Annotated in this window: 21 protein-coding genes and 1 tRNA gene; 14 read left to right on the forward strand and 8 right to left on the reverse strand. The window is 55.1% G+C overall.

The genetic code is table 11. From position 1 onward, the window contains the following. From OXE05_02460 to OXE05_02495, 8 genes are all read left to right on the forward strand, one after another. Positions 1–420: an ATP-binding protein gene (locus OXE05_02460; protein ID MCY4436180.1), complete on the forward strand. Its 420-nt coding sequence runs from the start codon at positions 1–3 to the stop codon at positions 418–420. A gap of 50 nt (positions 421–470) precedes the next feature. Continuing rightward, entirely contained in the window at positions 471–1,697 is a 1,227-nt protein-coding gene (locus OXE05_02465) for an ABC transporter substrate-binding protein (protein ID MCY4436181.1), read from the forward strand. After that, positions 1,694–3,856, forward strand: coding sequence for an ATP-binding protein (locus tag OXE05_02470; protein ID MCY4436182.1), 2,163 nt, complete (start codon positions 1,694–1,696; stop codon positions 3,854–3,856). Before OXE05_02465 ends, OXE05_02470 begins: the two co-directional genes overlap by 4 nt. Positions 3,857–4,260: 404 nt before the next feature. Beyond that, on the forward strand, positions 4,261–5,676 hold the full coding sequence (locus OXE05_02475; GenBank protein ID MCY4436183.1) for a circularly permuted type 2 ATP-grasp protein: 1,416 nt from the start codon (positions 4,261–4,263) through the stop codon (positions 5,674–5,676). A gap of 28 nt (positions 5,677–5,704) precedes the next feature. Continuing rightward, on the forward strand, positions 5,705–7,102 hold the full coding sequence (locus OXE05_02480) for an ammonium transporter (GenBank protein MCY4436184.1): 1,398 nt from the start codon (positions 5,705–5,707) through the stop codon (positions 7,100–7,102). 28 nt (positions 7,103–7,130) lie between these two features. Further along, positions 7,131–8,096 (forward strand): alpha-E domain-containing protein, encoded by a 966-nt coding sequence (locus tag OXE05_02485; protein ID MCY4436185.1) that lies wholly within the window; start codon positions 7,131–7,133, stop codon positions 8,094–8,096. Between the two features lie 7 nt (positions 8,097–8,103). Continuing rightward, positions 8,104–9,081 (forward strand): transglutaminase family protein, encoded by a 978-nt coding sequence (locus OXE05_02490; GenBank protein MCY4436186.1) that lies wholly within the window; start codon positions 8,104–8,106, stop codon positions 9,079–9,081. Positions 9,082–9,296: 215 nt separating this feature from the next. Next, positions 9,297–9,485, forward strand: coding sequence for a hypothetical protein (locus OXE05_02495; protein MCY4436187.1), 189 nt, complete (start codon positions 9,297–9,299; stop codon positions 9,483–9,485). A gap of 187 nt (positions 9,486–9,672) precedes the next feature. On the opposite strand, the gene OXE05_02500 is transcribed toward OXE05_02495, so the two are convergent. From OXE05_02500 to OXE05_02510, 3 genes are read right to left on the reverse strand one after another with little or no spacing between them, the layout of a single operon-like run. Further along, positions 9,673–11,430, reverse strand: coding sequence for a DUF87 domain-containing protein (locus OXE05_02500; GenBank protein ID MCY4436188.1), 1,758 nt, complete (start codon positions 11,428–11,430; stop codon positions 9,673–9,675). 2 nt (positions 11,431–11,432) lie between these two features. Beyond that, a complete protein-coding gene (locus tag OXE05_02505) occupies positions 11,433–12,548 on the reverse strand; it encodes a hypothetical protein (protein MCY4436189.1) in 1,116 nt (371 codons plus the stop codon). Positions 12,549–12,577: 29 nt separating this feature from the next. Then, complete coding sequence (locus OXE05_02510; GenBank protein ID MCY4436190.1) at positions 12,578–13,768, reverse strand: DUF4338 domain-containing protein; 1,191 nt, start codon at positions 13,766–13,768, stop codon at positions 12,578–12,580. A gap of 152 nt (positions 13,769–13,920) precedes the next feature. On the opposite strand from OXE05_02510, the gene OXE05_02515 reads away from it, so the two are divergent. The 5 genes from OXE05_02515 (at position 13,921) to OXE05_02535 (ending at position 19,790) form a co-directional block, all read left to right on the forward strand. Beyond that, positions 13,921–16,797, forward strand: a complete 2,877-nt coding sequence (locus OXE05_02515) for a hypothetical protein (protein MCY4436191.1) — start codon at positions 13,921–13,923, stop codon at positions 16,795–16,797. 95 nt (positions 16,798–16,892) lie between these two features. Further along, entirely contained in the window at positions 16,893–18,017 is a 1,125-nt protein-coding gene (locus tag OXE05_02520; protein MCY4436192.1) for an ATP-binding protein, read from the forward strand. Positions 18,018–18,132: 115 nt separating this feature from the next. Further along, the gene (locus OXE05_02525; protein MCY4436193.1) at positions 18,133–19,011 is read left to right on the forward strand and encodes a nucleotidyltransferase; all 879 of its coding nucleotides are present in this window, start codon (positions 18,133–18,135) and stop codon (positions 19,009–19,011) included. Between the two features lies 1 nt (position 19,012). Beyond that, positions 19,013–19,612, forward strand: coding sequence for a hypothetical protein (locus OXE05_02530; GenBank protein ID MCY4436194.1), 600 nt, complete (start codon positions 19,013–19,015; stop codon positions 19,610–19,612). A 4-nt stretch (positions 19,613–19,616) separates the two neighbouring features. Then, positions 19,617–19,790 (forward strand): winged helix-turn-helix transcriptional regulator, encoded by a 174-nt coding sequence (locus tag OXE05_02535; GenBank protein MCY4436195.1) that lies wholly within the window; start codon positions 19,617–19,619, stop codon positions 19,788–19,790. Positions 19,791–19,960: 170 nt separating this feature from the next. Here the strand turns inward: OXE05_02535 and OXE05_02540 are convergent, their stop codons facing one another. The 5 genes from OXE05_02540 to iolB all read right to left on the reverse strand — a co-directional run bounded on the left by OXE05_02540 (position 19,961) and on the right by iolB (position 25,528). Beyond that, the gene (locus OXE05_02540; GenBank protein ID MCY4436196.1) at positions 19,961–20,629 is read right to left on the reverse strand and encodes a response regulator transcription factor; all 669 of its coding nucleotides are present in this window, start codon (positions 20,627–20,629) and stop codon (positions 19,961–19,963) included. 1 nt (position 20,630) lies between these two features. Further along, positions 20,631–21,809, reverse strand: coding sequence for an ATP-binding protein (locus tag OXE05_02545; protein MCY4436197.1), 1,179 nt, complete (start codon positions 21,807–21,809; stop codon positions 20,631–20,633). Positions 21,810–22,587: 778 nt separating this feature from the next. After that, positions 22,588–22,672, reverse strand: a tRNA-Leu gene (locus tag OXE05_02550). Positions 22,673–23,198: 526 nt separating this feature from the next. Then, the gene (locus OXE05_02555; protein MCY4436198.1) at positions 23,199–24,590 is read right to left on the reverse strand and encodes a dihydrolipoyl dehydrogenase; all 1,392 of its coding nucleotides are present in this window, start codon (positions 24,588–24,590) and stop codon (positions 23,199–23,201) included. Positions 24,591–24,685: 95 nt separating this feature from the next. Further along, complete coding sequence (gene iolB / locus OXE05_02560) at positions 24,686–25,528, reverse strand: 5-deoxy-glucuronate isomerase (GenBank protein MCY4436199.1); 843 nt, start codon at positions 25,526–25,528, stop codon at positions 24,686–24,688. Positions 25,529–25,854: 326 nt separating this feature from the next. Here iolB and OXE05_02565 point away from each other — a divergent pair. Next, positions 25,855–26,083, forward strand: a 229-nt coding sequence (locus tag OXE05_02565) for a hypothetical protein (GenBank protein MCY4436200.1), incomplete at its 3' end; no start/stop codon positions are given.

Here is a 26,083-nt window from a genome sequence, read left to right on the forward strand (position 1 = left end):
TTGGGTAGCGAGCTGAATTTAAAGGTCGAGACTAGACGTGACGAGCTCGATCGGGTCTCGACAGCAATAGAGAGCTTTGGCCTGGAAGCAGACTGGCCGATAGATCTCATATTCAAGGTGAACCTGGCCCTTGAAGAGCTCGTGATCAATGTCATGAATTATGGCCATGATGGTGGACTCCATGAGATCGATATCACCTTAACCTCCGATGAGGATTCCCTCACCATCGAAATTGTAGATGACGGCCGACCCTTTGATCCGTTGCATGACGCACCTAAACCCGATGTGAACGCCGAACTAGAGGATAGAGACATAGGTGGTTTGGGCATTCATTTTGTACGCAAGATGATGGATGACGTGCGCTACCGTCGGGAAGAGGGAAAGAACCACTTGACCCTGGTTACGAGCTTAGCAAAATGAACACCGTCTCCTGCATTCCTGCGGCCTCGTTGGTTCGCTTAGGAAACAGGGTGGCAGTTGGGTTTCTCTTAGCCACCCTTCTCATCGGTTGCTCCACTTCTGCTCAAGAAGGCGATTCGGTAGTTGCGGAAGCTTCGGCAACACCGGAGACAGTTACCGAAGATTCTCAGTCTCTTGCCCCCGGTGTCACGGAGGATCAAGTCCTCTTCGGGCAATCCGCAGCTTTCAGCGGCCCCGCGGAAGAGCTTGGCACAAACATGGAATTCGGCATTAGGGCCGCTTTCCATGAAGTCAACCAGAAGGGCGGCGTCCATGGACGGGAGCTCATGCTACTCCAATTGGATGACGCCTACGAACCGGAAGCCGCGATTGAAAACACGAGAGAGCTCATTGAGGAGTACGGTGTTTTCGCGCTCATTGGAGCCGTTGGCACGCCGACCTCCCGCTCCGCGGTGCCGGTTGCCTTCGAAGCAGGTGTGCCGTACATTGCCCCCTTCACCGGCGCCGAATTCCTGCGCAACTCTGACCTGTTCAATGTCGTAAACATGCGCGCCTCCTACTTTCAAGAGACCGAAGAAATGGTGGAGCGCCTGACGACGGACTTGGGTATCACCCGCATCGGAGTCTTGTACCAGGACGATTCCTATGGTCGGGCCGGCTACAACGGCGTGCGGCGGGCTCTTGATAAGCGCAACATGGAAATGGTTTCGATTGGGGTCTATGCGCGTAACACCACTGCAGTTAAGGCGGCTTTGCTTGATCTCCGTCGCGGCGACCCTGAAGCGGTAATCATGATTGGCGCCTATAAGCCGGTCGCCGCCCTTATCCTCTGGGCGCGGCAAATAGGCTTAGACCCGGTGTTCATGACCGTGTCATTCGTGGGTAGCAATGCTCTGGCACAGGAGCTTGGACCAGCCGGGGAGGGCGTGTTCGTAACACAGGTGGTCCCGTTTCCCACGGATGAGAACCAGCAAATCGTCAAAGAGTATCGGCGTGCCATTCGGGAATTTTCCGCGTGGCACGATCCCGGCTTTGTCTCTTTAGAGGGTTACCTCGCCGGACGCTTGGCAATTGCCGGGCTTGAGCGCTGTGGGCCGCAGCCTACACGAGAGTGCTTCCTCGATAGCATTCGCAACACCGGCATAATCGACCTTAGCGGTTTTGAGCTTAACTATGGAGCGGAAGATAACCAGGGTTCAGACGAAGTTTTTCTGACGATGATCGGACCAGATGGCACGTATCAGCCTATGAGTTCACTTCGGGATTTGAACCGGTGATTGAGCAAATCAGGGGCTTGCTGGAAAGCCGCTACAGGATCTCAACACAGCTCTACTTGGGCATTGGCGGCGCTGTGGCGCTCGTTATTGCGGCCAGTCTTGTCGGGTGGTTCTCCTTCAACCGCGTCGGTGAAGTCCAGAGCCGTGTGAACGAAGGCAGCGTCCCCGAAATGGAAGCTGCCTTTCGCGTGGCACAACATAGCAACTCATTAGAGGCCGCGGCCCCACGGCTGACGAGCGCCGCGACGCCGGAAGACTTCAACCGAGTCGCTGCCAGCATTGACGAAGCGCATGCCGCGCTGGAAGAGCAGTTGGCAATCCTGGAGCAGGCCGACGCGGGAGATGACCGCTTTGCGCGCGTTCGCGCCCGCGCGGATGCGCTTATTTCCAATATAGGTGCAGTTGAGACCGGGATGTCGGAGTCGTTCCAGCTTAACGATCAGAGTGAGCAGTTGCGCGTAGAACTAGCGACCACGCGAGGCAATCTGGAAGACATTCTGACCCCCCTGATTGATGATCAGATTTTCTATCTCATCACAGGCTATAGCGTAATCGGAGGGTCTGCTGCGGCGCGGGAAAACCACTTTTCCGAGGAAGAATTCAATCGATATCGCCACTTAGAAATCTTGAGCAGAGAAGCGAATGTCGCTACTGAGCTCTTGGCGAATTCTTATGTTGTTTCCGATGCTTCTTTTGTCGAGCCACTGCGAGAACGCTTCGAGTCGGCGCAGAGCCGAATTGAACGCAGCCTTTTCGCACTGGTGGATGCGCCATTCTATGCAGAGCTTGCCCCAATCTTTGACGAGTTGTTTGCATTAGGGAGTGTATTCGCCTTGCGCTCGCAGCAGTTGCGGCTCATACAGCACCAGGATGACCTATTGGCGAGCAACAATGACTTGGCTAATGAGCTTTTGGGCGAGGTAGAAGGTCTCGTGAGTGCGGCCTCGGACAGCGTAGAGGAAGCAACACAGGCTTCTACGCAGGCTATCCTGACCGGTCGGCTCCTCCTTCTTGCTATCGGTATTGTTAGTATCATCGGCGCCCTCATAATTGTGTGGCTCTTCGTTGGTCGGGTCGTGGTGCGCCGCATTGAGATGCTTTCGGGTTGGATGCGTGGCATGGCAGGCGGCGATCTGGAAACGCAAGTGGAGATTGGGGGACGTGACGAAGTGGCGGAGATGGCTGCTGCCTTGGAGGTATTCCGCCGCCATGCCCTCGAAGTGCAGCGCCTCAATCTGGTTGAGAAACTCGCCGATGAACTACAGGGCAAGAACGATGAACTCGAGAGCGTTTTGGCGGACCTCCGCAAGGCGCAAGACCAGATTGTCATGCGCGAAAAGCTGGCAGCTCTGGGTGAACTAACCGCAGGCGTGGCCCATGAAATCAAGAACCCGCTTAATTTCGTCAAGAATTTCTCCGAATCTTCAGCAGACCTTCTCGAAGAACTACGAGAGGTGCTCGGTGAAAACGGCGGTGAATTGAGCGGAGATGACCGCGATCTCATTGATGAGATATCGGATGATCTTACCGGAAACCTTGAGCGCATTCGCACGCACGGGGAACGCGCCAACCGCATCGTTCACGATATGCTATCCATGGGTCGCGGCACCGGTGGCATGCAACCCACAAATCTCAACAATCTGCTCGATGAGCACGCCCGCCTTGCCTATCACAGTAAGCGCGCCACTGATCCGGACTTCCAGTTGGACCTGAAGCAGGAATTGGACCCGGAGATGGGAGAGGTCGAGGTCGTTCCGCAGGACTTGGGCCGTGTCTTCCTGAATATGGTGAGCAACGCCTGTGATGCAACCGATGAGCGTCGGCGCGCTATTGAGCAGGCAGGCGGCGATAACTACAGCCCGACAGTTTGGCTTGCGACAAAGCGCGGCGAGGAATTCGCCGAAATTCGCATAAGAGACAATGGCTCCGGCATCCCGCCGGACGTCCAGGAAAAGATCTTCAACCCCTTCTTTACCACCAAGCCTACCGATAAAGGCACCGGTCTGGGGCTTGCCATGTCCAGCGACATCGTACGCCGCCGGGGCGGCACTATCCGAGTGCAGTCCGAACCCGGTGAGTTTACTGAAATGACCATAGAGATTCCCCTTGAACCCGTTGCAATTGAGGAAGACGCCGACGAAGCGGTAGTCCAGGCATAGGGTATACTAGGGACTTCCAGCAGTTGAATAACGAAGTTAGGCTGTAGGGTGCAATCTAGTCGGCAGGAACTGTGCTTCTGCTTGGGCAACGCAGTTTTCTGGAGTGAGGCACGGTCCTGAAAGGCTCTCAGCGGCCGCAGACTTTTGGTGTACTGCGGGCAAGCAGGATACCCTTCGCACAGGAGTGTGCAGAGTCTATCTTGAATTTACTTGCGCAGTTTGGTACTGTGCTGGCGGGATTCAATTACGCGTTTTCCACTAAACTACAGGAATACCGCCAATTCAGAGACTTGCCCGACGCTATGGTGTGTCCCAGATACGAGAAACGAGCGAAATGTGCCTGCTAAGCGAGTTATGCCGTGAACTTTGATGACTATCAGCTTGACGCAGATGTCTACGATGAAATGTTCCTGCCTGACGGCACCCCCCGTAAACACAGCCGAGACCTTCACGAGATTCTTTGCCAGTTAACTTCCGAAGAGCTGGTTAGCATTCAGGATAGGGTTACACGATCCTTCTCCAATGAAGGCATTACTTTCACGGTGTACGGCGACGACGAGGCTGATGAGCGCATAATTCCAATCGACTCTCTGCCCCGCATCCTCTCAAACACTGAGTGGCAGAGGATCGAATCCGGTCTCAAGCAGCGAATCAAAGCGCTGAATATCTTCCTAGAGGATGTATACGGGGAGTCTCAAACCAAGAACCTCTATGGTGAGCCGCGCATCGTTCATGACGGTGTGATTCCCGTGGATATGGTGCGCGGATGCCCGCAATACCGGGTCGAGATGCGCGGGTTTTCGGCCCCCCACGGCACGTGGGTCGCAGTCTGCGGCTCAGACTTGGTGCGCACCAGCGAGGGTTTCTGCGTGCTAGAGGATAACCTGCGCGTTCCCTCCGGTGTATCCTATATGCTAGCCAACCGCGAGGCAGTAAAGAAGAGCTTCCGCCGCCTGTATCGGCGCTCTCGCGTGCGAGAAATCGAGAACTACGGTCAGGTGCTCCAAACAACCCTACGGGAACTCGCGCCGGGCGGGCAATCCGACCCCACGATAGTCTTGCTGACTCCGGGTGTATATAATTCCGCCTTCTACGAGCACATCTTCTTGGCGCGCGAAATCGGTGCAGAGCTCGTGGAGGGCCGCGACCTGCTTGTCAACAACGGTTTTGTTTACATGCGCACTACCACGGGGCTGCGGCGGGTAGACGTTGTTTACCGGCGTGTGGACGACGATTTCCTGGACCCGCTGGTTTTTCGCCCGGATTCGCTTCTCGGCGTGCCGGGACTTCTACACGCCTACAAACTTGGGAACGTCGCCCTGGTGAATGCGCCGGGCACGGGCGTTGCCGACGACAAGAGCATGTACGCGTACGTGCCCGACATGATTCGCTACTACCTCGGAGAGGAACCGATCCTTGCCAACGTGGAGACGTTTCTCTGTCGGCGACGCGAGGACTTGGAATATACGCTTGACAATTTACAAGACCTAGTGGTAAAACGTGTCGGTGAATCCGGTGGCTACGGCATGCTGATTGGCCCCCACTCTACTCCTGAAGAGCGGGATGAATTTGCTGAACAGTTGCGCGCGGACCCAGCCGGATTTATCTCACAGCCAGTTCTTGCGCTCTCGCGGTCGCCATGCTTCATCGAAGGAAACTTCGAGCCACGTCACGTGGACTTGCGACCGTTTGTGCTGCATGGCCGCGAGACCCGCATCGTTCCCGGGGCGTTCTGCCGTGTCGCCTTGCGCCGCGGCAGCTTGGTAGTCAATTCTAGTCAAGGAGGAGGAGGCAAGGACTTCTGGGTGGTGGAAGACTGATCATTGTATCTCAAAGGAGAGAGGGTACATGGTATTCACGGACGCACTTGCACGTCATCGCCGTATCGCAGTAATTGCGGCAGTCTTGATCCTGACATTTCTCTATTTCTTGCTCCGACCGGCGGTTGCCCATGCAGCGGCAGATAGCGAAACTACGTTCGTCCTCAATACGTTTGCATTCCTAATCTGGGGTGTGTTGGTGATGTGGATGGCTGCGGGCTTCACGATGCTCGAGGCCGGCGCGGTACGCACCAAGAACGCCTCCATGATTTGCCTAAAAAACATCGGTCTTTACTCCATCGCCGGGCTTGCTTACTTCTTCGTCGGCTACAACCTTATGTACATCGACGTCGACGTCGAGCGGTTTGGGGGACTGGTAGGATCGCTTAGCCTACTCTATGGCCCATCATCCGATGAACTCGCCTTGCTGGATGGCGATCAAAGCGCTGCGGCGGCTGTGATCGAGAGCGGCTACTCCGTCATGTCCGACTGGTTCTTCCAGATGGTCTTCGTCGCGACCACCGCGTCCATCATTTCCGGCGCCCTGGCCGAGCGGGTTAAAATGTGGTCGTTCTTCCTCTTCATTCTTGTCCTCACAGCATTCATCTACCCAGTGGTAGGCGCTTGGACATGGGGTGGCGGCTGGCTGGCTGATATGGGCTTCCAGGATTTTGCCGGCTCAACTATCGTACACAGCACTGGCGGCTGGGCGGCGCTTGCGGGCGTGATCATCGTCGGCCCCCGCCTTGGCAAGTACCGCAAGGACGGCACCGTTAGACCCACTCCACCTTCCAACGTGCTCCTCGTGACGTTGGGCGTATTCATCCTGTGGTTAGGCTGGTTCGGATTTAATGGCGGCTCGCAACTGGCGCTGGGAAGCGCTATAGATGCAGTCGCGATAGGTCACGTGTTGGTGAATACTAACCTTGCCGCGGCAGGAGGCGTGATGGCCGCCCTCATCATTTCGCGGCCGCTCTTGGGCCGGACTGACCTCTTTGCCGGCTTGAATGGCGCGATTGCCGGTCTCGTCTCAATTACGGCTGGACCCGATATTACGCAGCACTATTGGGCCGTCATCATCGGCGCTATCGGCGGCATCATCTGCACCCTCGCCATATTGTTGCTTGAAAAAGTCAAGCTGGACGATGTTGTCGGGGCAATCCCCGCCCACTTGTTCGCGGGCGTTTGGGGAACTCTGGCGGTTGCCATTGCCGCCGGCGCCAATATCGGCGTGCAAGTTATCGGCATTCTTGCCATAGGCGCATTTGTTTTCATAGTCTCGCTGGTCCTCTGGAAAGTACTCGATGTGGTTCTCAGCTTGCGGGTCTCCGAGCAGGTCGAGCGCCTGGGACAAGACACGGCAGAGCTGGGATTAGAAGCCTATCCCGAGTTTGTACTCATGCCTGAAGAGCATGATGATGACTAGCGTATGCAGGAACTGAGAAACTAAACCAATGCTCTCACGCAGCGCACAGGGCCTCTACTGGATGGGGCGGTATCTTGAGCGGGCGCAGCACCTCTGCCGCCTTCTGCAACTGCAGACGGCGGCTTTGGTGGACCGCCCCGTCCAGGAAATCTACTTTGGGTGGAGTCGTATTTACATAACTGTAAATCGGCTGCCGCCCGGCGGCAGCCTGGAATTCACCGATAGCGATGACTTCACGCTGGCAGACTCGTACACGCTGGCGGATGATCTCACCTTCGAGCGTTCCAATCCCGGCTCCGTCTGGAGTTGCTTTGCCATGGCGCGGGAAAACGCCCGTCAAACGCGCAATTGCGTGAGCGCAGAGATGTGGTCGCACTTAAACCTGGTCTACCTGCGGCTGCAAGATCGAGACATACAGGACATCTGGACCACATCCCCCGAGAGTTTCTACAGCCGGACCACCAACGAGATTGACACCTTCATGGGTGTAGCCGCAGGCACCATGTACCGTGACGAAGGTTGGCACTTTCTGCAGCTTGGTCGCTTCATTGAACGCGCCCAACTCGCAGTCTCGTTGTTTCTTGCCCAACTCGCTTCTGAAGTCCACTTCGAAGAGTCATCCGAAGCGGACTGGATTAGCTTGCTACGCGCCTACCATGCTTTGGAAGTCTATAACCGCAGTTATAGCGTGGAAATGCAGCCGGGCCAGGTGTTGGATCTGCTTGTCACCGATCCGCTGCTACCTGATTCGTTGTGCCAGTCCCTCGACGTCTTGGGAGCCCAGCTAGACGCAATTGGCAAGGGTCCAAGTGCCGAATCCAGTGGCGCCACACGTCGGCTTGCCGGTCGCTTAGGATCGTTGATCCATTACGAATGGCCGGACCAGGAAGACCGGAAGGAGACCTTGCAGGACTTGGGCGCGTTCTGCCGGGACCTTCACAGCCTCATTGTGCAGACGTATTTCGATTACCAAGTCGACGATTCCCCTGTCTAATGACGCCATGGCCGGATCGAACCGCTTCGAGATCGCGCACACTTCTCATTACCGGTACTCGTCTCCGGCGCGGCACTCGGTGATGTCGCTCTGCCTGCAGCCGCGCAACAGCGTCAAGCAGCAACTCGTGCACTTCGATCTGACCACAGAGCCTGTTTCCCACTACAGTGTAGGGATTGATCCCTACGGGAACACGAAACACGTCTTTAGCGTGCATCAATGGCACGAGTCCCTTAAGATTACCGCCCGCGCCACAGTAGATATGGGTCCGGTCGTCCAGCTTCCTACCTCTTTGGACTCCGGAGCTTGGGACAAGATTCACGCGTGGCGCGATTCTTTCGCGCTCTGGGACTTTACGCACGATAGCCCGCTGGCGCAGTCATCGCCCGCCCTCACGGCCTTCATCGAGCGGGAGGGCATCAAGCCTGACGACGATCCCCTTCAGGCCCTCGGTTCACTATCTGAACAGTTGAATCGCGCTTTCGACTACGTGCCCGGCAGCACGTCGGTTGCCTCACCCATCGAGCACATTTTGGAATCCGGCCGGGGCGTGTGTCAGGACTATGCCCACGTCATGATTGCCGTTGCGCGCTCGTGGGGCGTGCCGTCGCGCTACGTCTCCGGCTACGTCCATGTAACAGGCGAAGGCCGCGCGCACGCGCCTACCCTCGCGCAGATGCAGACTTCGCCGCAGACGCAGGCTTCGTCACAGACGCCGACCTCGTCGCAGACGCAGACCTCGTCAGATTCGCCGCAGACCGCCACCCACGCGTGGGTAGAATGCCGCTTGCCCGGCCTCGGCTGGGTGGGATTCGATCCCACGAATCAGACCCTGGCCGGCAACCATCACGTCTCTATCGCTATAGGACGTGACTATCAGGACGTGCCACCGTCTAAGGGCGTACTGCACGGCTTCGTTGAGAGTGACCTCGAGGTGGACGTCCGCATGCGCCTGCTGCCGCCAGCGCCGGCCGAAACGGCGTGACCGGCGGCGTCCTGCCCGCAGCAAGTCGCCGGAACCCGCGCGGTAGCGTTCGCCAGCCTCTGTTACCATCGAGATGTCGCTGACAGCGCACACGGTATCGCAAGCGTCGCGGCGAAACCGTGCATGTAGATTCGTCCAGGTTAGCCCGTTCTGCCGCAGACTACGCAGCAATTCAGCTTAGCGCCTGCTCGCTCATTCCATAGGAGAGTGCAACCATGCGGAAAACACTGAAGAAGATTGCCCACATCGCGCTCTTCTTGGTGGCAATCATTGTCTTTTATCTCGGACTAGGCATCGGCTTGACGGCGAATCCCACGCTCGGCACCGCCCTCTGGGTTGTCGCCATAGCCATCGCCGTCGCCAACCTGTTTTGGATCCTCCGCTCACGCTTGCGGCAAGAGTGACCACACTAGGGCAAGTTAGATTGCTCCCAGGAAACTAACTTTGACTAATCACTTGACGACTGTCGCACAATTCTGTTGGTGCCTTGCTCTCATCATCCGCAATGCTAGATGGAATACAGAGTTTGCTGAGTGTAGCTATAGGCCCGTCGATAGATCCGTGCCAACTAAGAACGTCAGGTAACTACCCTTAAAGGTTGTTGTCACTCTTGAATTTGGCAAAGTCAGTGTAAACCGATAGGAACACCGGAGCACCTGTAAATGACAACGGCGAAACTGGACCCGTAATCATGAAAGTATACTGTGATGGTCGGATTGCCTGAGGGTCAACGAAAGATCGATAGAGGTCTAGAGCTTCTGGGTCCCCTATGGTTTCACGGAGGCGTTGCAGCTCAGTACCTGAGGTAAGACCATACCCAAAGCTGCGCACTCTGAGTTGAGAGTAAATGCCTCGGCGCAATGAATTGATCTCCTGGGTAATGAACATCCAACCAAGACCGAATTTTCTGGTAGTTCGAACATAATCTACTAGTCGGTCAGCAAGGGAAATAGATTCGTCGTCTTCAGGGCTCTCCGCCGCGAAGCGTTGAGCTTCGTCGAAGACAACCATTGTATTGAGAGTGCGGTTTTCTTTAAAGCGACTTTCTGCAACTCTTGCGATAGAACCGCAAATCTCACGTAGTAAACGTGCCTTAATGCGAGTTGTCTCTAGGATAGCGGCAGGTGAATCGGAATCGGCAACTCCTGAAACATCCTTGCTAGATACGTCAACTATTATCACCGGACGTGTCTGCACATCAGTATTCAACAGACCGTGTAGCACAGATTCCATGGATTCTCGGTTTCCACCACTGAGATTCTTGCTTGAAAACAGTGAGTGGAGTGGCTCAAATTGATCCCGAGCCATCCGAAAGACCTGTTCGTTGTCCAAAATTGAATGAATCTGTGCCGATAGCTTCTTTCTGTGTTGTATTGTTGCATAAATTCGCTCAATAGCTGAGTCGTCGCCTGCAAGAACTTCCAATACACTCCGCAAGAGCGACGCAGCATCTTTCTCTGGCCAGTTTTCTTGACTTTGAACGACACGTGTAAGTTCGGCTACCGCCGATTCAGATGGATCTTTGCTACGAATTGATAGGAGGTCTTTGAAGAAGCGAGTGCTTTCCAATAGCTCAATAAACAGGGGTGCGTTTTTTCGAAGGCGCAGGTCTTGAGAAACAGACAGCACTTTGACCTCTCTCCCCATCTCCTTCGAGCATCTCTGAAGTGAGAAAGGAAGGCCTGCCTCGCTCGCGAATTGTCCTTGTGGATCAATGATGAGTATTCCGAGATCAGTGTGGCGTGCATATGCAGCGAGCAAGTATGCAGCGAAACCTGACTTACCACTCCCAGTCATTCCAAAGATGCCAATATGATATGCTTCGCCAGCACCACCAGTCGCCGCGGAACCAAAGTGGCGGAGAGTCAAAGGTAGCCTAACATCCTCCATGCCGTAAGCCATCCCCAACCGTATGATGTTGCTCTCGTGGCGTCGAAGAAGATTAGACAAGAATTGGTCCGTAATTTTTCGCACTCGGGCACCCGTTGTCGGGGACATAGCAAGGGCTCCGCCACTTTCCTTGGCAGGACTTCCACATGCAGGATTCTCATGGTCTGCGATATAGACAGCTTGCACGGCCACATCAGCCGTTCGAACATCACCAACCGCGCTAAGATGCGGAAGACTGCCATGATGCTTGAGAACTCCTCGCATGTTTGGATCCTCATGCCATCGATTTGATGTCTTAATCTCCATGACAGTACCTAGAGCGATTAAGTAGCTGTTGTCTAGCTGATGAATCAGGGAGACAAGCTGGCCGCGCAGCGGAAAGTCGGCAGCATCTTCCATGATGTCAACGGTCACTCTTGCCGTTGTACTGGGAGAACCCACCAATCCTATCTCATCCATAGTCAGACCCCCTCGGTACGATATGAGCGAATCAGGACCTCTGAGAGCTCAGGTCTGCCCATACCGCTTAGACCAAGTTGTACGGCGGTCTGGAGCGCACTTAGACCCAGGCCTACGGACTTAGCCATTACGTCCGAAAGATATTGTGGGTACGGCTCTCTGACGAATGGCCCAGTGATCTGACTGCTAAGTGTTGAGCAGAGAATGTCTAAATCGGGCTCTTGCACTACAGGCTTAATCTCCAGGCGAAATGCAGGAGACAGCCGGTCTGGCTTAAAGTATGTAAACATAAGTCTTCGTTCTTTAAGCGGTAGGATTGCGTCTGTGAAAGACTGCTCTAAGTCCTCATCTGCGGAAGATCCAGCGTTGAAGTGTAAGGTCTGCCAGGGGTGTTTTGGAACTTGCTGGGGAACTAGCAACTCTCCAGGCTCCAGGAGGAGGCCCATGAGATACTTGTCATCTCCTGGTAACGAAATTCCCAACTGGGCTTCCAACCTGTCTGCAATCGTATTCGACGAATCGTACTTAGGCATAGCTATGATGTCAGGGTTAGAGCAGACTTCAGCTAAGCCCTTTTCAGTACCAAGACGCTTCCATACACGTCGGGCTTCACTACGAATGTCTGGTGACTCAGAGCTCAAGGCTGAATTTAGCTGAATTACAAGGGTCAAGTGTGACCCATCAAGAATCCGCAGGCTATGGGGTGCCACTTCCAATATCGCGATTTCCGATGCAACCATGACTCCTCTCGCCAAGCGTTCGGCGTCCACATTGTGCCTGGCTACATTGGTCCACCATTCGTACTGAGTGGAGTCCCAGATAGTTGTTGATCCCAGACCTTCCACACCGACCCCAACTGCTAGTGATAGGTCAATCGCAGAGGTTCGCTCTACAGCGAATCCGCCATCAATTCCAGCAATTGAACAGGGGGACATGTTCTTGAATGTGCGGATGAGGCCAAGGTCTAGCAGTACACTTCTTAAACGATCACGAGAGTCGAGCACTGGGGCAAGTAGACTTGCGACCTCCTCGACGACTTCGCCTGCACCTGCGAGAAGATCCCTCAAAAGGTCCTCAGGCAGTCGAGCATACCCTTCACGACTTTCATTCGACAACATAAGGGTGTTGACTCATTTGTCAGATGTGTCTATTTGTTCCAAAGAAGATAGGTCTTGGGGTCAAACTTCCGGTAAGACTTGTTCCGCCCTGCCCTTGGAAGAAGCCAACGCTCCTTGAAGTGCGAAAATAGACTCTCCATGTCACTACACGAGTAGTCCAACACATTTTCATAACCTGAAAGGAATTGCCGACTATTGGTGGCCAGTGGTGCCACAAACACCTGGCGCCTAATTCCGTGGAAGTTAAGAGAATGGGGCAGTCCCAATTTGCGAAGTGCTTTTCGCACTACCTCTCTCCTGCTGCGAAATCCAGTTCCCCAATTCTTATTCTTGGCAGTTGGGCTGCAATTGGCTTCCACGAACGAATACAGCTCGTCGTACAGACCATTTGCAAAGTGAAACTCTCCTGATCCCAAAGTGAATCCGACTGGTTCAAATACTAGGCGGCCATGAAACCGAATTCTATTGTACATAGAAGAGCGGCCCAACGCAGATGTCGTGGTAAGCATAGCAACTCTAGAGTCCCCACTTGCACCACTAATTAGCGCGGTCTTCTGTGCATACTTACGCTCGAAAGTGCTTCGAACCTCATTGCTTGTAGCCAGCATGGCAATGAGTTTTCCACCCAAGAGATTAGAATATGGTGGAACGGCACCAAGTACGTAGGCATCCAATACGTGGCGCAAACGGATTCTTCTCTCTGACGAGTTCCATCCAATCCACTGGTCTCTTGCTGCCAAGCCAAATACTGGATCACCAATGCCAATAACTCCTATGAGCCTATTGTTATGGGAGTCGAGAACCAAGAATCTTATGCGTCGTCCGTAGCCTGAAGACACAGGAATGCTCCAGTGAAGAGCCGCATAGCGAAAGAGCAATTCATCTTGAGTACCAGGCAATACCTCCACAAGTCGAGGAGCAATGCAATGCGGATTCACTTCAGAACCGGCGGCAATTCGCTCAATGAGCATAGGTTCTTTTGAACGTAGACCAGAAGCTCGCTCAATTCTGTGTTGTACTGCGAGGAAGTGTAGCCTCCTAAGTAACTCTTTGTCGGTATGGTCTGGAGGCTGTATTCCTGATTCTGTCAAGACAAATCCTTGATCCTTTAGAGATTGGATTACCCTCTCCCGCAGTAAGTTAACGCTTGAGTCGTCTTCCTCTGGGGATTCCTGAGGATTTTGATTGTTGTCTGCATGCTTGGGATTTATATCTGTCATCGAGAAATTCAACTCTAACAGTCAGCTCACCCTTACTTATGACCAATAGCGACCAATCGTAGATCAAGATGAATTAGCTCGTTTCCACATTAGCAACTCTCCGAGGATTGTGAAAGGCTTCGCTCCCAATTGATACCCAAGACCATCCAAAATTGGATGAAGGTAGCGCCTACGTTTCGCCGCTTGTGGAGCGCATTGCGGTTATCCGAGCAGAAATTTTTCAGCGGGCGCGTGAGTCGGATTGGGCTATAGACAAGCTGCAACTCACCGATCAGGCCATCATCCGGCGCATGGTGCTGAAGCGCTGCATCTACGGTGTAGATAAGAACCCGCTGGCCGTGGAGCTGGCCAAGGTCTCGCTCTGGCTCCATAGCTTCACCGTCGGCGCGCCGCTCTCGTTCCTGGACCACCACCTGCGTTGCGGTGACTCGCTGCTTGGCATGCGCGTGACGGAAGCCGTTGACGAACTGAATCGACTGGGCGGCTTGGCCGCATGGTCAGCTATGACAGGCGCGGAGAATGCCGCCGCGGGCATGCAGCGCATCGAGTCCCTTTCTGATGCCGACGTGGCCGAGGTGCGGGAGTCCGCGGCGCTCTTTCAGGGTGTGGAAGAGACCACCGCCGAACTCCGCGGCCTGCTTGACATACTCTGCGGCATGCGCTGGCTGACTGCGGGCATGAAAAAGCAAGAGCGCACGCTCTTTGAGTTACCTTTGCTCGAGACCTTAGACCAAAAACCTGTCGACGCCTTCAAGCTCCTGGCGCACGGGCCGGACGCAATTGAGTCTCAAACACCGGTTGGCATCGCTCATTCCCGCGCAGACAGCAACCGTCATTTGGGCGCACTCGGGAATCCATCTTCGCCTGATGCAGCATCTTCCGGTAGCGCAGGTTCGCACGAGACGTGCGCGCAACCTGCGTCCGAAGAGGGCAGAGAATCGGCGGACGATGCGGGCGGGCAAGCCTCCGCGCTACGCCGCCATTCCCGCGCAAGCGCCTCGCTCCGTCATTCCCGCTTGCGCGGGAATCCATCTTCCTCCGAATCCGTGGACTCGCCTGCCAGCGGGAACCCATATTCCCCGCCTAAGATGGACTCCCGTTTTCACGGGAGTGACGACCAGAAGCCCGCCCAACCATCCTCCGGTAGCGCAGGTTTGCAACCTGCGTCCGGCGGAGGGAAAGAATCGAAAACGCGGGCCAGTGACCAACGTGCCGCAACCGAATTCGCAACCCTCTGGCGCAACGCTAGAACTATCGCCGACCGGGAGACCTTCCTGCACTGGGAGGTGGCGTTTCCGGGGGTGTGGCAAAAGTGGCAGGACGCGCAGCCGGCCGGCGGGGTCGACGCCGTGATCGGCAATCCGCCCTCGGACCGTATCAAGCTGCAGGAGGTGGAGTGGTTCGCCACCCGCGCGCCGGAACTCGCCCGCGCCCCCACCGCGGCGGCGCGCCGGGCTGAAATTGCGGCGTTGCGCAAGCAGGGCGACCCGCTGGCGGCGGACTTCGATGACGCCAAAGCCCGCGCCGACAGCCTGGGCAAACTGGTGCGGGCTTCCGGCCACTATCCCCTGCTGGGCGGAGGTAACATAAATCTCTATTCGCTCTTCGTCGAGAACGCCTTGCGCCTGGTCAAAACCGACGGTCTGGTCGGCCTGCTCACCCCGTCCGGCATCTATGCCGATAAGACCGCGGCCAAGTTCTTTAAGTCGGTTTCCACTCGCGGGCGTGTGGCCGGACTGTACGACTTTGAAAACAGGAAGATCTTCTTCAAGGACGTGCACGCCTCGTTCAAGTTCTGCGCCCTCATCGTTGGCGGCACGGCACGGCGGTTCGACGAGACCGCATGCGCTTTCTTCCTCCACGACACCAAGACCATCACCGATGCTGACCGCTGCTTCCCGTTGGCGCCGGAGGACTTCGCCCGCGTCAATCCCAACACCGGCACCGCCCCGGTCTTCCGCACCCGCCGCGACGCCGACATCACCCGCGCCATCTACGCCCGCCACCCCGTCCTCGTCAACCGCTCCGACGGGGGTGAGAAGAAAACCTGGCCGGTCAAGTACGTGCGCATGTTCGACATGACCAACGACTCCCACCTCTTCCGCACCGCCACGCAGCTAGACGAAGAAGGCTTCTATCCCGTCCAAGGCAACCGCTGGCAACGCGGGAAGGAGCTCTATCTGCCTCTCTACCAAGGCCGCATGATCCATCAATTTGACCATCGCGCCAACTCAGTTCGGGTCAATCTTGAGAGCACCCACAACCCTTACCTCAGCGAAGAGGTTAGCGAATTGCAGCACGCGAACCCGAAATTCCTACCCCAATCTGAGTATTGGGTCCCCGCTCAGAATGTAGGTTCGGCACTGCCTTTGAATCGGGAGTATGTTCTAGGCATTCGTCACATTACCCGGCCTACAGATGCGAGAACCGCAATCACCGCCATTGCGCCGTTTTCTGGCTTTGGCAACAGCATTCCAATTCTTACATTGGACGAAATAGCCATGGGTGAACCCAGGGAGTCTCGAGAAGATGGGATAGACTTCCGTGCAACCACACTGGCCTGCCTTGTGGCAAACCTGAACTCAATCTGCCTAGACTTCATTACAAGACAGAAGATTCAGGGCGCGAACTTCAACCTGTTCATCATCGAGCAACTCCCCGTGATCGCCCCCGCCGGCTACGACCGCCAATTCGGCCAGACCACCGCCCTTGCCCTCATCCGCGACCACGTGCTACGCCTCACCTACACCGCCCACGACATGGCGCCGTTCGCCCGCGACCTCGGCTACACCGGCCCTCCCTTCATTTGGAATGAAGAAGAGCGCCGCCACCTCCGCGCCCGCCTCGACGCCTGCTACTTCCACCTCTACGGCATCTCCCGCAACGACGCCGCCTACATCCTCAGCACCTTCCCCATCGTCCAACGCCAAGACCAAGCCACATTCGGTACCTACCGCACCCAAAACCTCATCCTCGCCTACATGAACGCCCTCACCGCCGGCGACACCAAAACCGTGGTAGATTTGTAATAGGGCTTTGAAACATCCTAAGGTTGATGGACATTAGCTATCTCTGCATCTGGATTATTAGTCGAATGTTCAGACTATTCTAGGGAGCGTGGGTATTGCCATTTGAATTAGAACTCCTTGAAACTCTACTCCATGAGGAAGAAGGAGCCTCGCTTGACTTTAAGGCGGCACAGTATCCTTTTGACAAGGCTGACATCGGCCAGAAAGCAAAATTGCTCAAAGATATCTTGGCCTTTACGAATTCCTGGCGCCGAGCAACCGCCTACATACTGATTGGCGTGGAAGAGGTGAAGGGAAAGCGGAGCAGAATTCTCGGCGTAACAGAGCATCTGGACGATGCCCGTCTCCATCAGTTTGTTAATGGAAAGACCCAACGTCCTGTCGAGTTCATCTACAAGATTGTGCAAATCGAGGGCGTTGAAATTGGTGTCATTGAAATCCCCCTGCAAGATCGTCCTGTGTATTTGAAAAAGCGGTATGGCGACCTGGGTAGCAGTGACGTTTACATTAGAGATGGTAGTTCGACGAGGGTTGCCACGCCCGATGAGATTGCGAAGATGGGAAGTCAAGGTGTGTTGGAAGAGACACCGCAATTTTCGCTTGACTGGGCAGACCTTGATTCAAGAACTGCGCTTGAGTCGCCATGTATACTGCACTCTCTGGCACTTTTTCCGCCTCTTCCCGACGATACATTCACACCACCGCGTTCTGCTTATCTAACCGTGGATATCGGTCGGAACCCAAGATATTCTGAGGAGGTCATCTGGTGTACATTCGAGAGGGCCTTCTTTATTGGGATTGGTGTGAAACTCTACAATAAAAGCGGAGTGCTTGGGAAAAACATAAGATTTGAAGGAGTTCTGAGCAAGTCCGGCGGGGTAGAAGTGAAAGAGGTGCTGAAGAGTATACCCATCGAAGGCATACAGACAGTGCCATTTGACTCGATGCCTCTGGTTGGCCAAAAGCCTGAGACCCACTTGGAAGACCGTAATGATGAGTGGGAGATCGTCGTGGAATTTGGGGATATTCGGCCACGAGAAACAGTGTGGACGACTAATCCGTTTTGGTTCGGCTGTGCGCATCCTACACTAGCAAAACTGGAAGGGCAGTTGTTTGGTGACAACTTACGCGAGCCAACACCTTGCTCGCTGGAGATCCAGTTCGAGGCAGAGCAAAGACCGATGACAGAGGTTGACGCGGCACCCTACCTAGATCAATAGAGATGCAGGGCAAACCAGGTCACGATTTGTTGATTTGGTAGGACCTATCACTGCCTATCGGGCATCGTAAGCGAATTGGCTGCTTACGTCATCGGCATTGGAGAAGAAATCCGCTATGGCAATTCCCAAACCACAACTAAGCAGATGGTCTCACCATGGACCTCAGGAAGCTTCGATTCGCACTCATCAAGCAATAAGATCGGCGCTCGAGGCCCACTCCTGGCCTCAAGGAATGACATATGATGTCTATCTTCAGGGCTCCTACAAAAACGACACCAACATCCGTGGAGACAGCGACGTTGATGTAGTTGTGCAACTTACCTCTGCATTTAGGCATGACGCAAGTTTGCTGTCCCCATTGGAACAGAATCAGCTAGACTCGACATTCTCTACAGCCCTGTACGATTGGGGTGACTTCAGACGCGAAACACTTAAAGCCCTAGTGAATTGGTTCGACAACAGCTTAGTGGCTCAAGGCAACAAATCAATCAAGATAAAAGCTAACCCTCCAAGGTTAGCAGCCGACGTCGTTGTTTGTATGGAGTACCGGAGGTATCTCAACTATTACTCATACGTAGAAGGCATCACATTTTGGGCATTGCAGGACAAGTACTGGATCATCAATTTTCCGACAGAGCATTACAAGAATGGTGCGGCCAAGAGCGTCAGCACTTTTGACAGGTACAAGCGCACTGTGCGAATGTTCAAGAATGCCCGCAATTTCCTGGAGTCCAATGGAATAATCAATGCTGTGCTGGCCCCATCTTACTTTATTGAATCTCTTCTCTATAATGCGCCTAACGCAACATTTCAATACGGATTTCAGGATACCTACTGTTCAATTGTGAAATGGATGGCTTCAACCAATCTCAATGAGCTTGTTTGCCAGAATGGTCAGCAATACTTGTTCGGGCCGTCTCCCGATCAGTGGTCAGTGGCGGAGGCTCGGGCTTTTGTAAACAGTTTAGTGGCGTTGTGGGAATTCTGGAGTTGAGGTGGATCAAGTGCATCCTTACCAGGCGGATAGTAGGGAGTGGGTACTGGTTTCCCTCGCCATAGTCAGTGTCTTGTTAGTTTGGCTCCTTGATGTTGGCTTGGATTCCATCAGTTTTGAACCCCCCTGGTGGATTAGCGCGCCATCGTTTGTGGGAATCTACACGCTCCTCTATAAAGTGTTTGACCTCCACCTATGGAGATTGGGACTTCTACGGAGCCTCAAGCTAGTTGAGGTGCCAGATTTAAATGGCAAGTGGTCGGGCTGGGTCAAATCGTCACATACACAGAGCACCGTTGCAAATCCAGTCTCAGTATATATACGGCAAAGCTGGTCCAAGATAGTCTTCAGACTCGAGACCGAACACTCTCGCTCGAATAGTATTGCGGCGGCGATTAGGACGGATGACCTTCCATATCCCGAATTCGTGCACCTCTACGTGAACGAGCCTAAGTCGACTGCCCTCGACACGATGAACATCCACAAGGGTACAGCGACGCTTGAGCTAAAGGGTACGATACTTGAGGGCGAATACTATTCAGGCAGGGGAAGAAGAGAGTTTGGAACGCTTAGGTTGTGCCGGGATGAAGGCCCCATGTGACATAATGAGGTTTTTTGGAGTGCAAAAGGCCAAGTACAAGGATTGCCAAGCGCTCTTGCCTAAGGTTTCACGGCGGACACTGCAGCGCGACCTGAGGGCACTGGTGGAAAGGGGATTGCTCCAGCGTCGGGCAGGCACGAACCGCTTGGAGTACGTGCTGGCGCATAGCTCCGGCTGAACTTGCGACAAACTTGCGCCACAACTTGCGACAGAATTGTCACACCGCCCCCACGTCATGAGTCTGGCACGGGGGCTTGCGCTAGACAAGAAGGGGGTATGCTCGGGGCGGGACCGGTTGGCAGGCTGGCAAACCAATCCGGTCCTCGCGGGTGTCTGGGGCGCAATGCCTTATTGCGGCTTGTCGTCCAGCAGGCCGTTGCGGACGGCCCAGACCACCATTTCCTGAATCGACTTCGCCCCCAGTTTGTCCCGGATGACGTAGATGGCGTTACGAATAGTCAAGGGCCGGTTGCCGCGCGCATCGGCAATCTTTGCGTACGACATGCCTTGGGCGAAGAGGGTGAGTATTTCCTGCTCCCGTTCGGTGAGATTGTCCAGATCCGGTGACTCGGGTTTCTCGCCAGCGGAGCGAATTCTGTTGAATACCCGCCTTGTCAGGTCGCCGGGCATGCTGAATTCGCCGCTGGCTACCTCCTGGATTGTGGAGAGGAGTTTCTGTTTGCCGGAGAATTTTTGCAGATAGCCCGTAGCGCCAGCGGAAACCGCCGCGATGACGGCGTCCTCATCGGTCGATGCCGTCAGCATCAGTACGCGTGTATCCGGCACCGAATCCATGATCTCTCGACACGCGTCGATGCCGTTCATTTCCGGCATCATCACATCCATAATAATCACGTCGGGCCTGACGTCTTGGGCCAGGGCCACAGCCTCCACCCCATTCTGAGCCTGGCCCACCACCTCAAACGCCCCAGAAAGCTTCAAGACTTCCTTCAGACCATCTCGCATGATCGAATGATCGTCCACGATCATAACTGTCGTAAGCGGTACTGTAGACAATTCATGTTCCTCCTTCTACCGAATTGTACTCTACTACGCACGTTACCGTTGTGCCTTGGCCGGACATGCCCGATTCAACGTCCAGTCTGCCACCCATGCGCTCGGCGTCGGCTCTCATGTTCTTGAAGCCGTGCCCGCGAACGGCATAGTCATCCGGCAGGCCGATGCCGTCGTCGGACAGTGACATGCGCAAGCCGTTCTCATGAAAGGCAAGCTCTATAGTGACCCTATCGGCGCGCGCGTGGCGAAAGGCATTGGTCAATGCGTTATGCGCTATCGAGAAGAGCAAACTGCGCGTGACCGGGGAGAGCGGCGGTTCGGCGCCTCTCAGCACCACATCAGAATGGACCGACGTGATCGCGGTGAATGACTCCGCATGGGATTGCAACACGTGGCCCAATTCTCTGCCTTCAAGAATGAGGCCAATATCGATGGGATGCCGCAATTCCCACATGGCCGACTTCGAGAGTTCGTACGTCGCCTCAAGTTTATCGACCAGCGCCTGATTGGACTTGTCTGCCAACTCGATTGCAGTTTCAATTCCCATCCCGATCATATAGGCAGACTGGGCAGTCGTGTCATGTATGGTTTGAGTGAGTTGGATCCGCTCGCGATGGAGCTCCCGCTCACGTTCCACGGCCTCTCGCCGCTTGTTCCTCTCAGAACTGGATACAAGATTGACAGATGCCACAATCGCATACATCACGACAATTCTGGCAAAGAGCGCCTTCTCGTCTCTCGCGTCAAAGTCCAAGCCCTCTCCAGCCGTCAAGCTCACCACTACGTATAGCAGGGCGACCATTGTCACCCACCCAAAGCTCAGACGGTACGAACTGAAGAAAACTGCAAACCAAACCAGGGCGGGATAATAGAGTAAGTAAAAGAAGAAATGGCTAAATCCACCGGCAACAATCATGCCGCCTGTTATCAGGATTACATCCATCGCGCTAAGCGCGAGTATCCAATGCAAAGTGACTGTGCGACCGGTCTGAACGCGATAGTGTACGTACCCATTGAGTGCGACCAACACCAAGAAACACAATATGTATGCAGCATACGTGAAGTAGGTGAATACAGGTCGGTAAATCAGCTCGATCAGGCAGGCAATGCAAATGAACCAACGTACCCATACGGAAATCTTGGCCGGATAGCGAATCTCTTCAGGATCAGTAATATCCAAGTTGAATTGACGACAATAGAAGGAGTGCGCCGCAGCTAGTGTTGCTGCTACTGTTCGAATTGGTAAGATTGATCCAATCGGAAACGAGCTCAAGTCTAAGTATTGCCTCTCGGATCACTAGAATGAGTCTGCCTTCCCAGCATACCCTCTCGATGAGTTCAGGATTCCATGTGTCGGCAAAGGCGAAACTCATCAAGCCTTGCATGTACTCTACCTCTTTTGCAGATATTGTCAAGATACATTAGTATCTAACAAATGGATATGAATGTATTGATACGTTCTGCCGGTGAGAGGTTCTAGTTCTAAGTCTTAGTCTATACGCAACCGTGGAGGATACCTGGCCGATCTGGGTAAGATTGCAATGTTTAGGAAACTGGAAAATTACATGGGACTGGGGAGACAGCGGCTAAGAACCCCACCCGTCCCGGCAGTTGAGCGGTTTGAGACAAGACTCCAAGATGACCTAGCCTGTCCCTAATTTGACGAGCAAGCGTCGGTGAGACCGGGTGGGCTAAACGACCGGGGCACCCGTGAAACTGGGAGGCAGAGATTAGAACTCTACGTAGTTCAAATCCAGGTAGGACTGCCCGGCAGTACGGCAAGAAGTGGGAGCAAGGAAATCCGGCCAAACTTAGGGCCCGCGCACCTTGGGGCCTTAGCCAAACTTGCGCATTGGTCGCCAACCCTATCCTGCAGGGTCGCAAGATTGCCTGGGCAATGCATTAGCTCTCCCGCACTATGGCAACAACGGTGTACTTGTCTGTTGCCAACCGCATTCTGGTGGGGACGGCGGGACTCGAACCCGCACGCCTTGCGGCACATGATCCTAAGTCATGCTCGTCTTCCAGTTCCGACACGTCCCCGCACCTTCCATTCTAGCAGCGGCGCGGCAGTGGAACTAGATGGCAATATCGCCAGACTTCGCAACCGTTCGCGCTTCGACAGGGACTTGGCGCAGCCGCCTCATCACGAACGGTTGGGGTGGCAAGTTGCGAGGTGGAAGAGGGCCCATCAAGAATTCAACACGAATCGGCAGTGCTGGCGCTGCCTGCGCACTTCGACAAGCTCAGTGCGAACGGTTAAAGGACCTCAGCCTAAGGACCTCAGCCTAAGGACCTCAGCTTATGGACCTCAACTTAAGGATCACAGCTTAAGGATCACAGCTTGAGGACCTCAGCACGAACGGAACCAGTGGGAGCTCAGCGGGAACGGATTTGGTGGAAGCTCAGCGCGAACGGGAGACAGATACACGGATCGGGTGGTCAATGCCAACACCTTCTGGCGTAGGTCTGCAGCCGGCCTGGCATAGGTTTATAGCCGGCACTACCGGTCAACAAGAGCGCAGGATGCAAAACCTTCGCTACCCATCAATCCGAACCCGTGAGACCACTACTGTCCATTCCTTGCCGCGACCTGCTCGGCGATTTCCTCAGCGGGGTAGGTGAGGATTTCCGCAAGGGTCGGGTGGTAGTGGGGGATGCGCATAAAGTCCTGCGCTGTAGCACGATAGTGAAGTGCCACGATACACTCGTGGATCAACTCGCCCCCTTCCGGTCCCAGCACTTGGTAGCCGAGAAGCTCACCCGTCTGCGCGTGGCCGATCATCTTCACGAAGCCGCGTGTTTCGCCCAGGCAGAGCGCCTTGCCATGGTCGTTGAACGGATAAGAAGCGGTGACGATGGGAATGTCTTTAGCGGTGGCCTCCTTCTCCGTCATGCCCACGCGTCCGTACTGCGGCTCGGTGAAGATGACGATGGGCACGACGCGGTAGTCCATGTATTGCGGCGGACCGGCGTCGAGGGCGTTGTGGGCCGCAATCTCGCCCTGTTGGATAGCCACATGCACAATGTCGAATGAGACCGTTACATCGCCAACGGCAAAGATGTTCGGGTTGGACGTGCGCATGGCGGTATCAGTGGCAATGCCGCGCGAAGTGCTCTCCACACCGGCGGCGCCAAGGTTTAGACTTTCCAAGTACGGACTGCGCCCGGTGGCGACCAGGATGTGGTCGACTTCGATGACGCTCTCGGTGTCGTCCTGCAGCAGATGCAGCACTTTCTTGCCGTTGCGTTGCGCTACGGCCGTAAGGCGGGTGGCGCAACGCACGTCCATACCATCTTCCCGCAGGTATTCCTCCAACGCCGTGCCCACCGCATCATCTTCGTTGCTTAGGATGCAGTTACTGCGCTGCAAGAGGGTGACGGCCGCACCAAGCCGTGAGTAGAATTGCCCTAACTCCAAGCCGATTGGACCGCCGCCAAGTACGCAGATTGACTCCGGCAACTCTTCCAACTCCAGCGCATCGTCGCTGGTCAGGTAACCAGCTTCCTCCAGCCCCGGAACTTTGGGCACGAATGGTACCGATCCGGTGGCAATGATGAATTTGGGCGCCGAGAGAACATGGTCGCCCACTCGGACACGCTCGGCCGAGAGGAATCGCGCTGCGCCATCGATCAATGCGATGTCCGGGGCGTTGAGTTGCTCAATGCGATAGTCTGCAAATCCCTCTATGAGCCGTCGCTTACGGGCGATGATGGCGGGCAGATCGGGCGTAAGCGTACGGGTACCAATGCCCAGCTCTGCCGCGTGTTGGGATTGGTAGAGACGATTGGACGAGGCAAGGATGGCTTTGCTGGGCATGCAACCCCGCAAGATACACAGGCCGCCCAACGGCCCTTGCTCTGCTATCGCCACACGAGCGCCCGCCTCAGCAGCCGTGCGCGCGGCGGCGTAGCCGGCGCTGCCGCCGCCAAGAACGACCAGGTCGAAACGATCATCCAAGGGTCTTCCATTCTCCTCGTGTCATTGCAATTGCTGCGTACGCGATAGATTTTGGCATTCGTCTATGCTGCATCGGTATGCCATTGGGGGACTATTCACCCGGCGGGTGTTCCCATTCCACCCACAGCCGTAATCACCGCTTCACTGTCTTTCAGCCAGGCGTGATTCGGATCGTCCCTGGGGGCCAGCACTCGTTGATTCCCGGCGAGAATCCAAAGGTAATAGAGCTGATAGCCCGGTCCTGCGACGACAGGATGGTACCCCCGAGGAATGGCCACCACGTCGCCATCTTCAACCGTGTATGACTCATTCAGCGAGCCGTCGTCAGTATAAACCCGCTGCATGCCAAAGCCGCGCGGGGGACTGATTCGGAAGAGGTAGGCCTCTTCATGTTCGGATTCGTGAGGCGGGTCGTCCACCTCATGCTTGTGCGGCGGCGCGCTGCTCCAGAATCCCGGTGGATTGTACGTCTCGCCTAGAACCATCGTGTGCGCGGGAAAAGGTGCGTCGACAATGTCGTAGATGGTGCGATACCAGTTGCCTTTTCCAACTTTGCGCAGCTTGAGTTGATCGGCGGTGATCACCTGGGAATTCATGCCCGCCTTGCCGGGCGTACTACAGATTATCAGCTCCAGCGCTGAACTTCCCTCCGCACGGACCTCCCACGTTTGCTCAGGCGCTACGAAGACAGTTGACGAGGGACCGGCAAAGACGTTTTGGCGCGCACAGCGGTGAGCGATGCCATGGGACTCCACGGCAATCGTCCCTGCCCCCGCCTGCAGCACGAGAGCAGATTCCCACGCGCCAGTTTCACCGGCGTAGGCTTCGCCGGGCGCCAACCGCAAGACAGCAATGCGAATGCGGTCGAGCGAGGGATGTCCATCGGCAACGACTGCGTGATGACCCAGACCTGTAGGCGCTTTGTGGAGGAGATTCATCGATTGATCCTTTCTCGCAACATCTGAGCAACTGCGCACAGCGCAAGTCGCATCAGAAGTGGTGCCATCTCCATACAAGATCATTCGGTTTGCTCTACGGTACCCAATGCACCGTAGCGCTGCAATAATTGAGACTCGCCAAATGCCTTGACTCTGTGGACTTCCGGTTACTATAATCGTCTAGATTAGGCAGTTGCGCTCATGCAACTGGCTGAGGTTTGCGGAGGAGTTGGGGCTCCCAATTCTCCGCCATCCACTTGTTGAAGTCGTTAGCGACTTAGGGCGAACGAGCCGCTGCTGTACGTCAGGAATTCGAGGATACAAGCATGCCTCCGCTTACAATTGTCTTTGGTGTCGTCGGCGCGTTTCTCTTGGCCGCTGGGCTGATTGGCAGGGCCGCGGGGCGCCGCCCTTCAGTATCTTTGGGTGTCACCGTCGTGGGTGTTGTATTGCTCGCTGTCTCGGTGATCTTCTTGGTTTCCGGTACTTCAGATACGGAGTCAACGGAGAGCGCAGGCGTAACCATTAATGTAAGCAGCACGGCAACGGCGGCAC

The sequence above is a fragment of the Chloroflexota bacterium genome (assembly GCA_026710945.1).
Taxonomy (GTDB): Bacteria; Chloroflexota; UBA11872; order VXOZ01; family VXOZ01; genus VXOZ01.

What these genes read in the sequence shown, in the direction of transcription:
- OXE05_02490 (MCY4436186.1), top strand. Translation starts at nt 8,104, where the DNA reads ATGGCCGGATCGAACCGCTTCGAGATCGCGCACACTTCTCATTACCGG.
- iolB (MCY4436199.1), bottom strand. Translation starts at nt 25,528, where the DNA reads ATGAATCTCCTCCACAAAGCGCCTACAGGTCTGGGTCATCACGCAGTC.
- OXE05_02505 (MCY4436189.1), bottom strand. Translation starts at nt 12,548, where the DNA reads ATGTTGTCGAATGAAAGTCGTGAAGGGTATGCTCGACTGCCTGAGGAC.
- OXE05_02495 (MCY4436187.1), top strand. Translation starts at nt 9,297, where the DNA reads ATGCGGAAAACACTGAAGAAGATTGCCCACATCGCGCTCTTCTTGGTG.
- OXE05_02500 (MCY4436188.1), bottom strand. Translation starts at nt 11,430, where the DNA reads ATGGATGAGATAGGATTGGTGGGTTCTCCCAGTACAACGGCAAGAGTG.
- OXE05_02485 (MCY4436185.1), top strand. Translation starts at nt 7,131, where the DNA reads ATGCTCTCACGCAGCGCACAGGGCCTCTACTGGATGGGGCGGTATCTT.
- OXE05_02510 (MCY4436190.1), bottom strand. Translation starts at nt 13,768, where the DNA reads ATGACAGATATAAATCCCAAGCATGCAGACAACAATCAAAATCCTCAG.
- OXE05_02525 (MCY4436193.1), top strand. Translation starts at nt 18,133, where the DNA reads ATGGCAATTCCCAAACCACAACTAAGCAGATGGTCTCACCATGGACCT.
- OXE05_02480 (MCY4436184.1), top strand. Translation starts at nt 5,705, where the DNA reads ATGGTATTCACGGACGCACTTGCACGTCATCGCCGTATCGCAGTAATT.
- OXE05_02535 (MCY4436195.1), top strand. Translation starts at nt 19,617, where the DNA reads ATGAGGTTTTTTGGAGTGCAAAAGGCCAAGTACAAGGATTGCCAAGCG.
- OXE05_02475 (MCY4436183.1), top strand. Translation starts at nt 4,261, where the DNA reads ATGTTCCTGCCTGACGGCACCCCCCGTAAACACAGCCGAGACCTTCAC.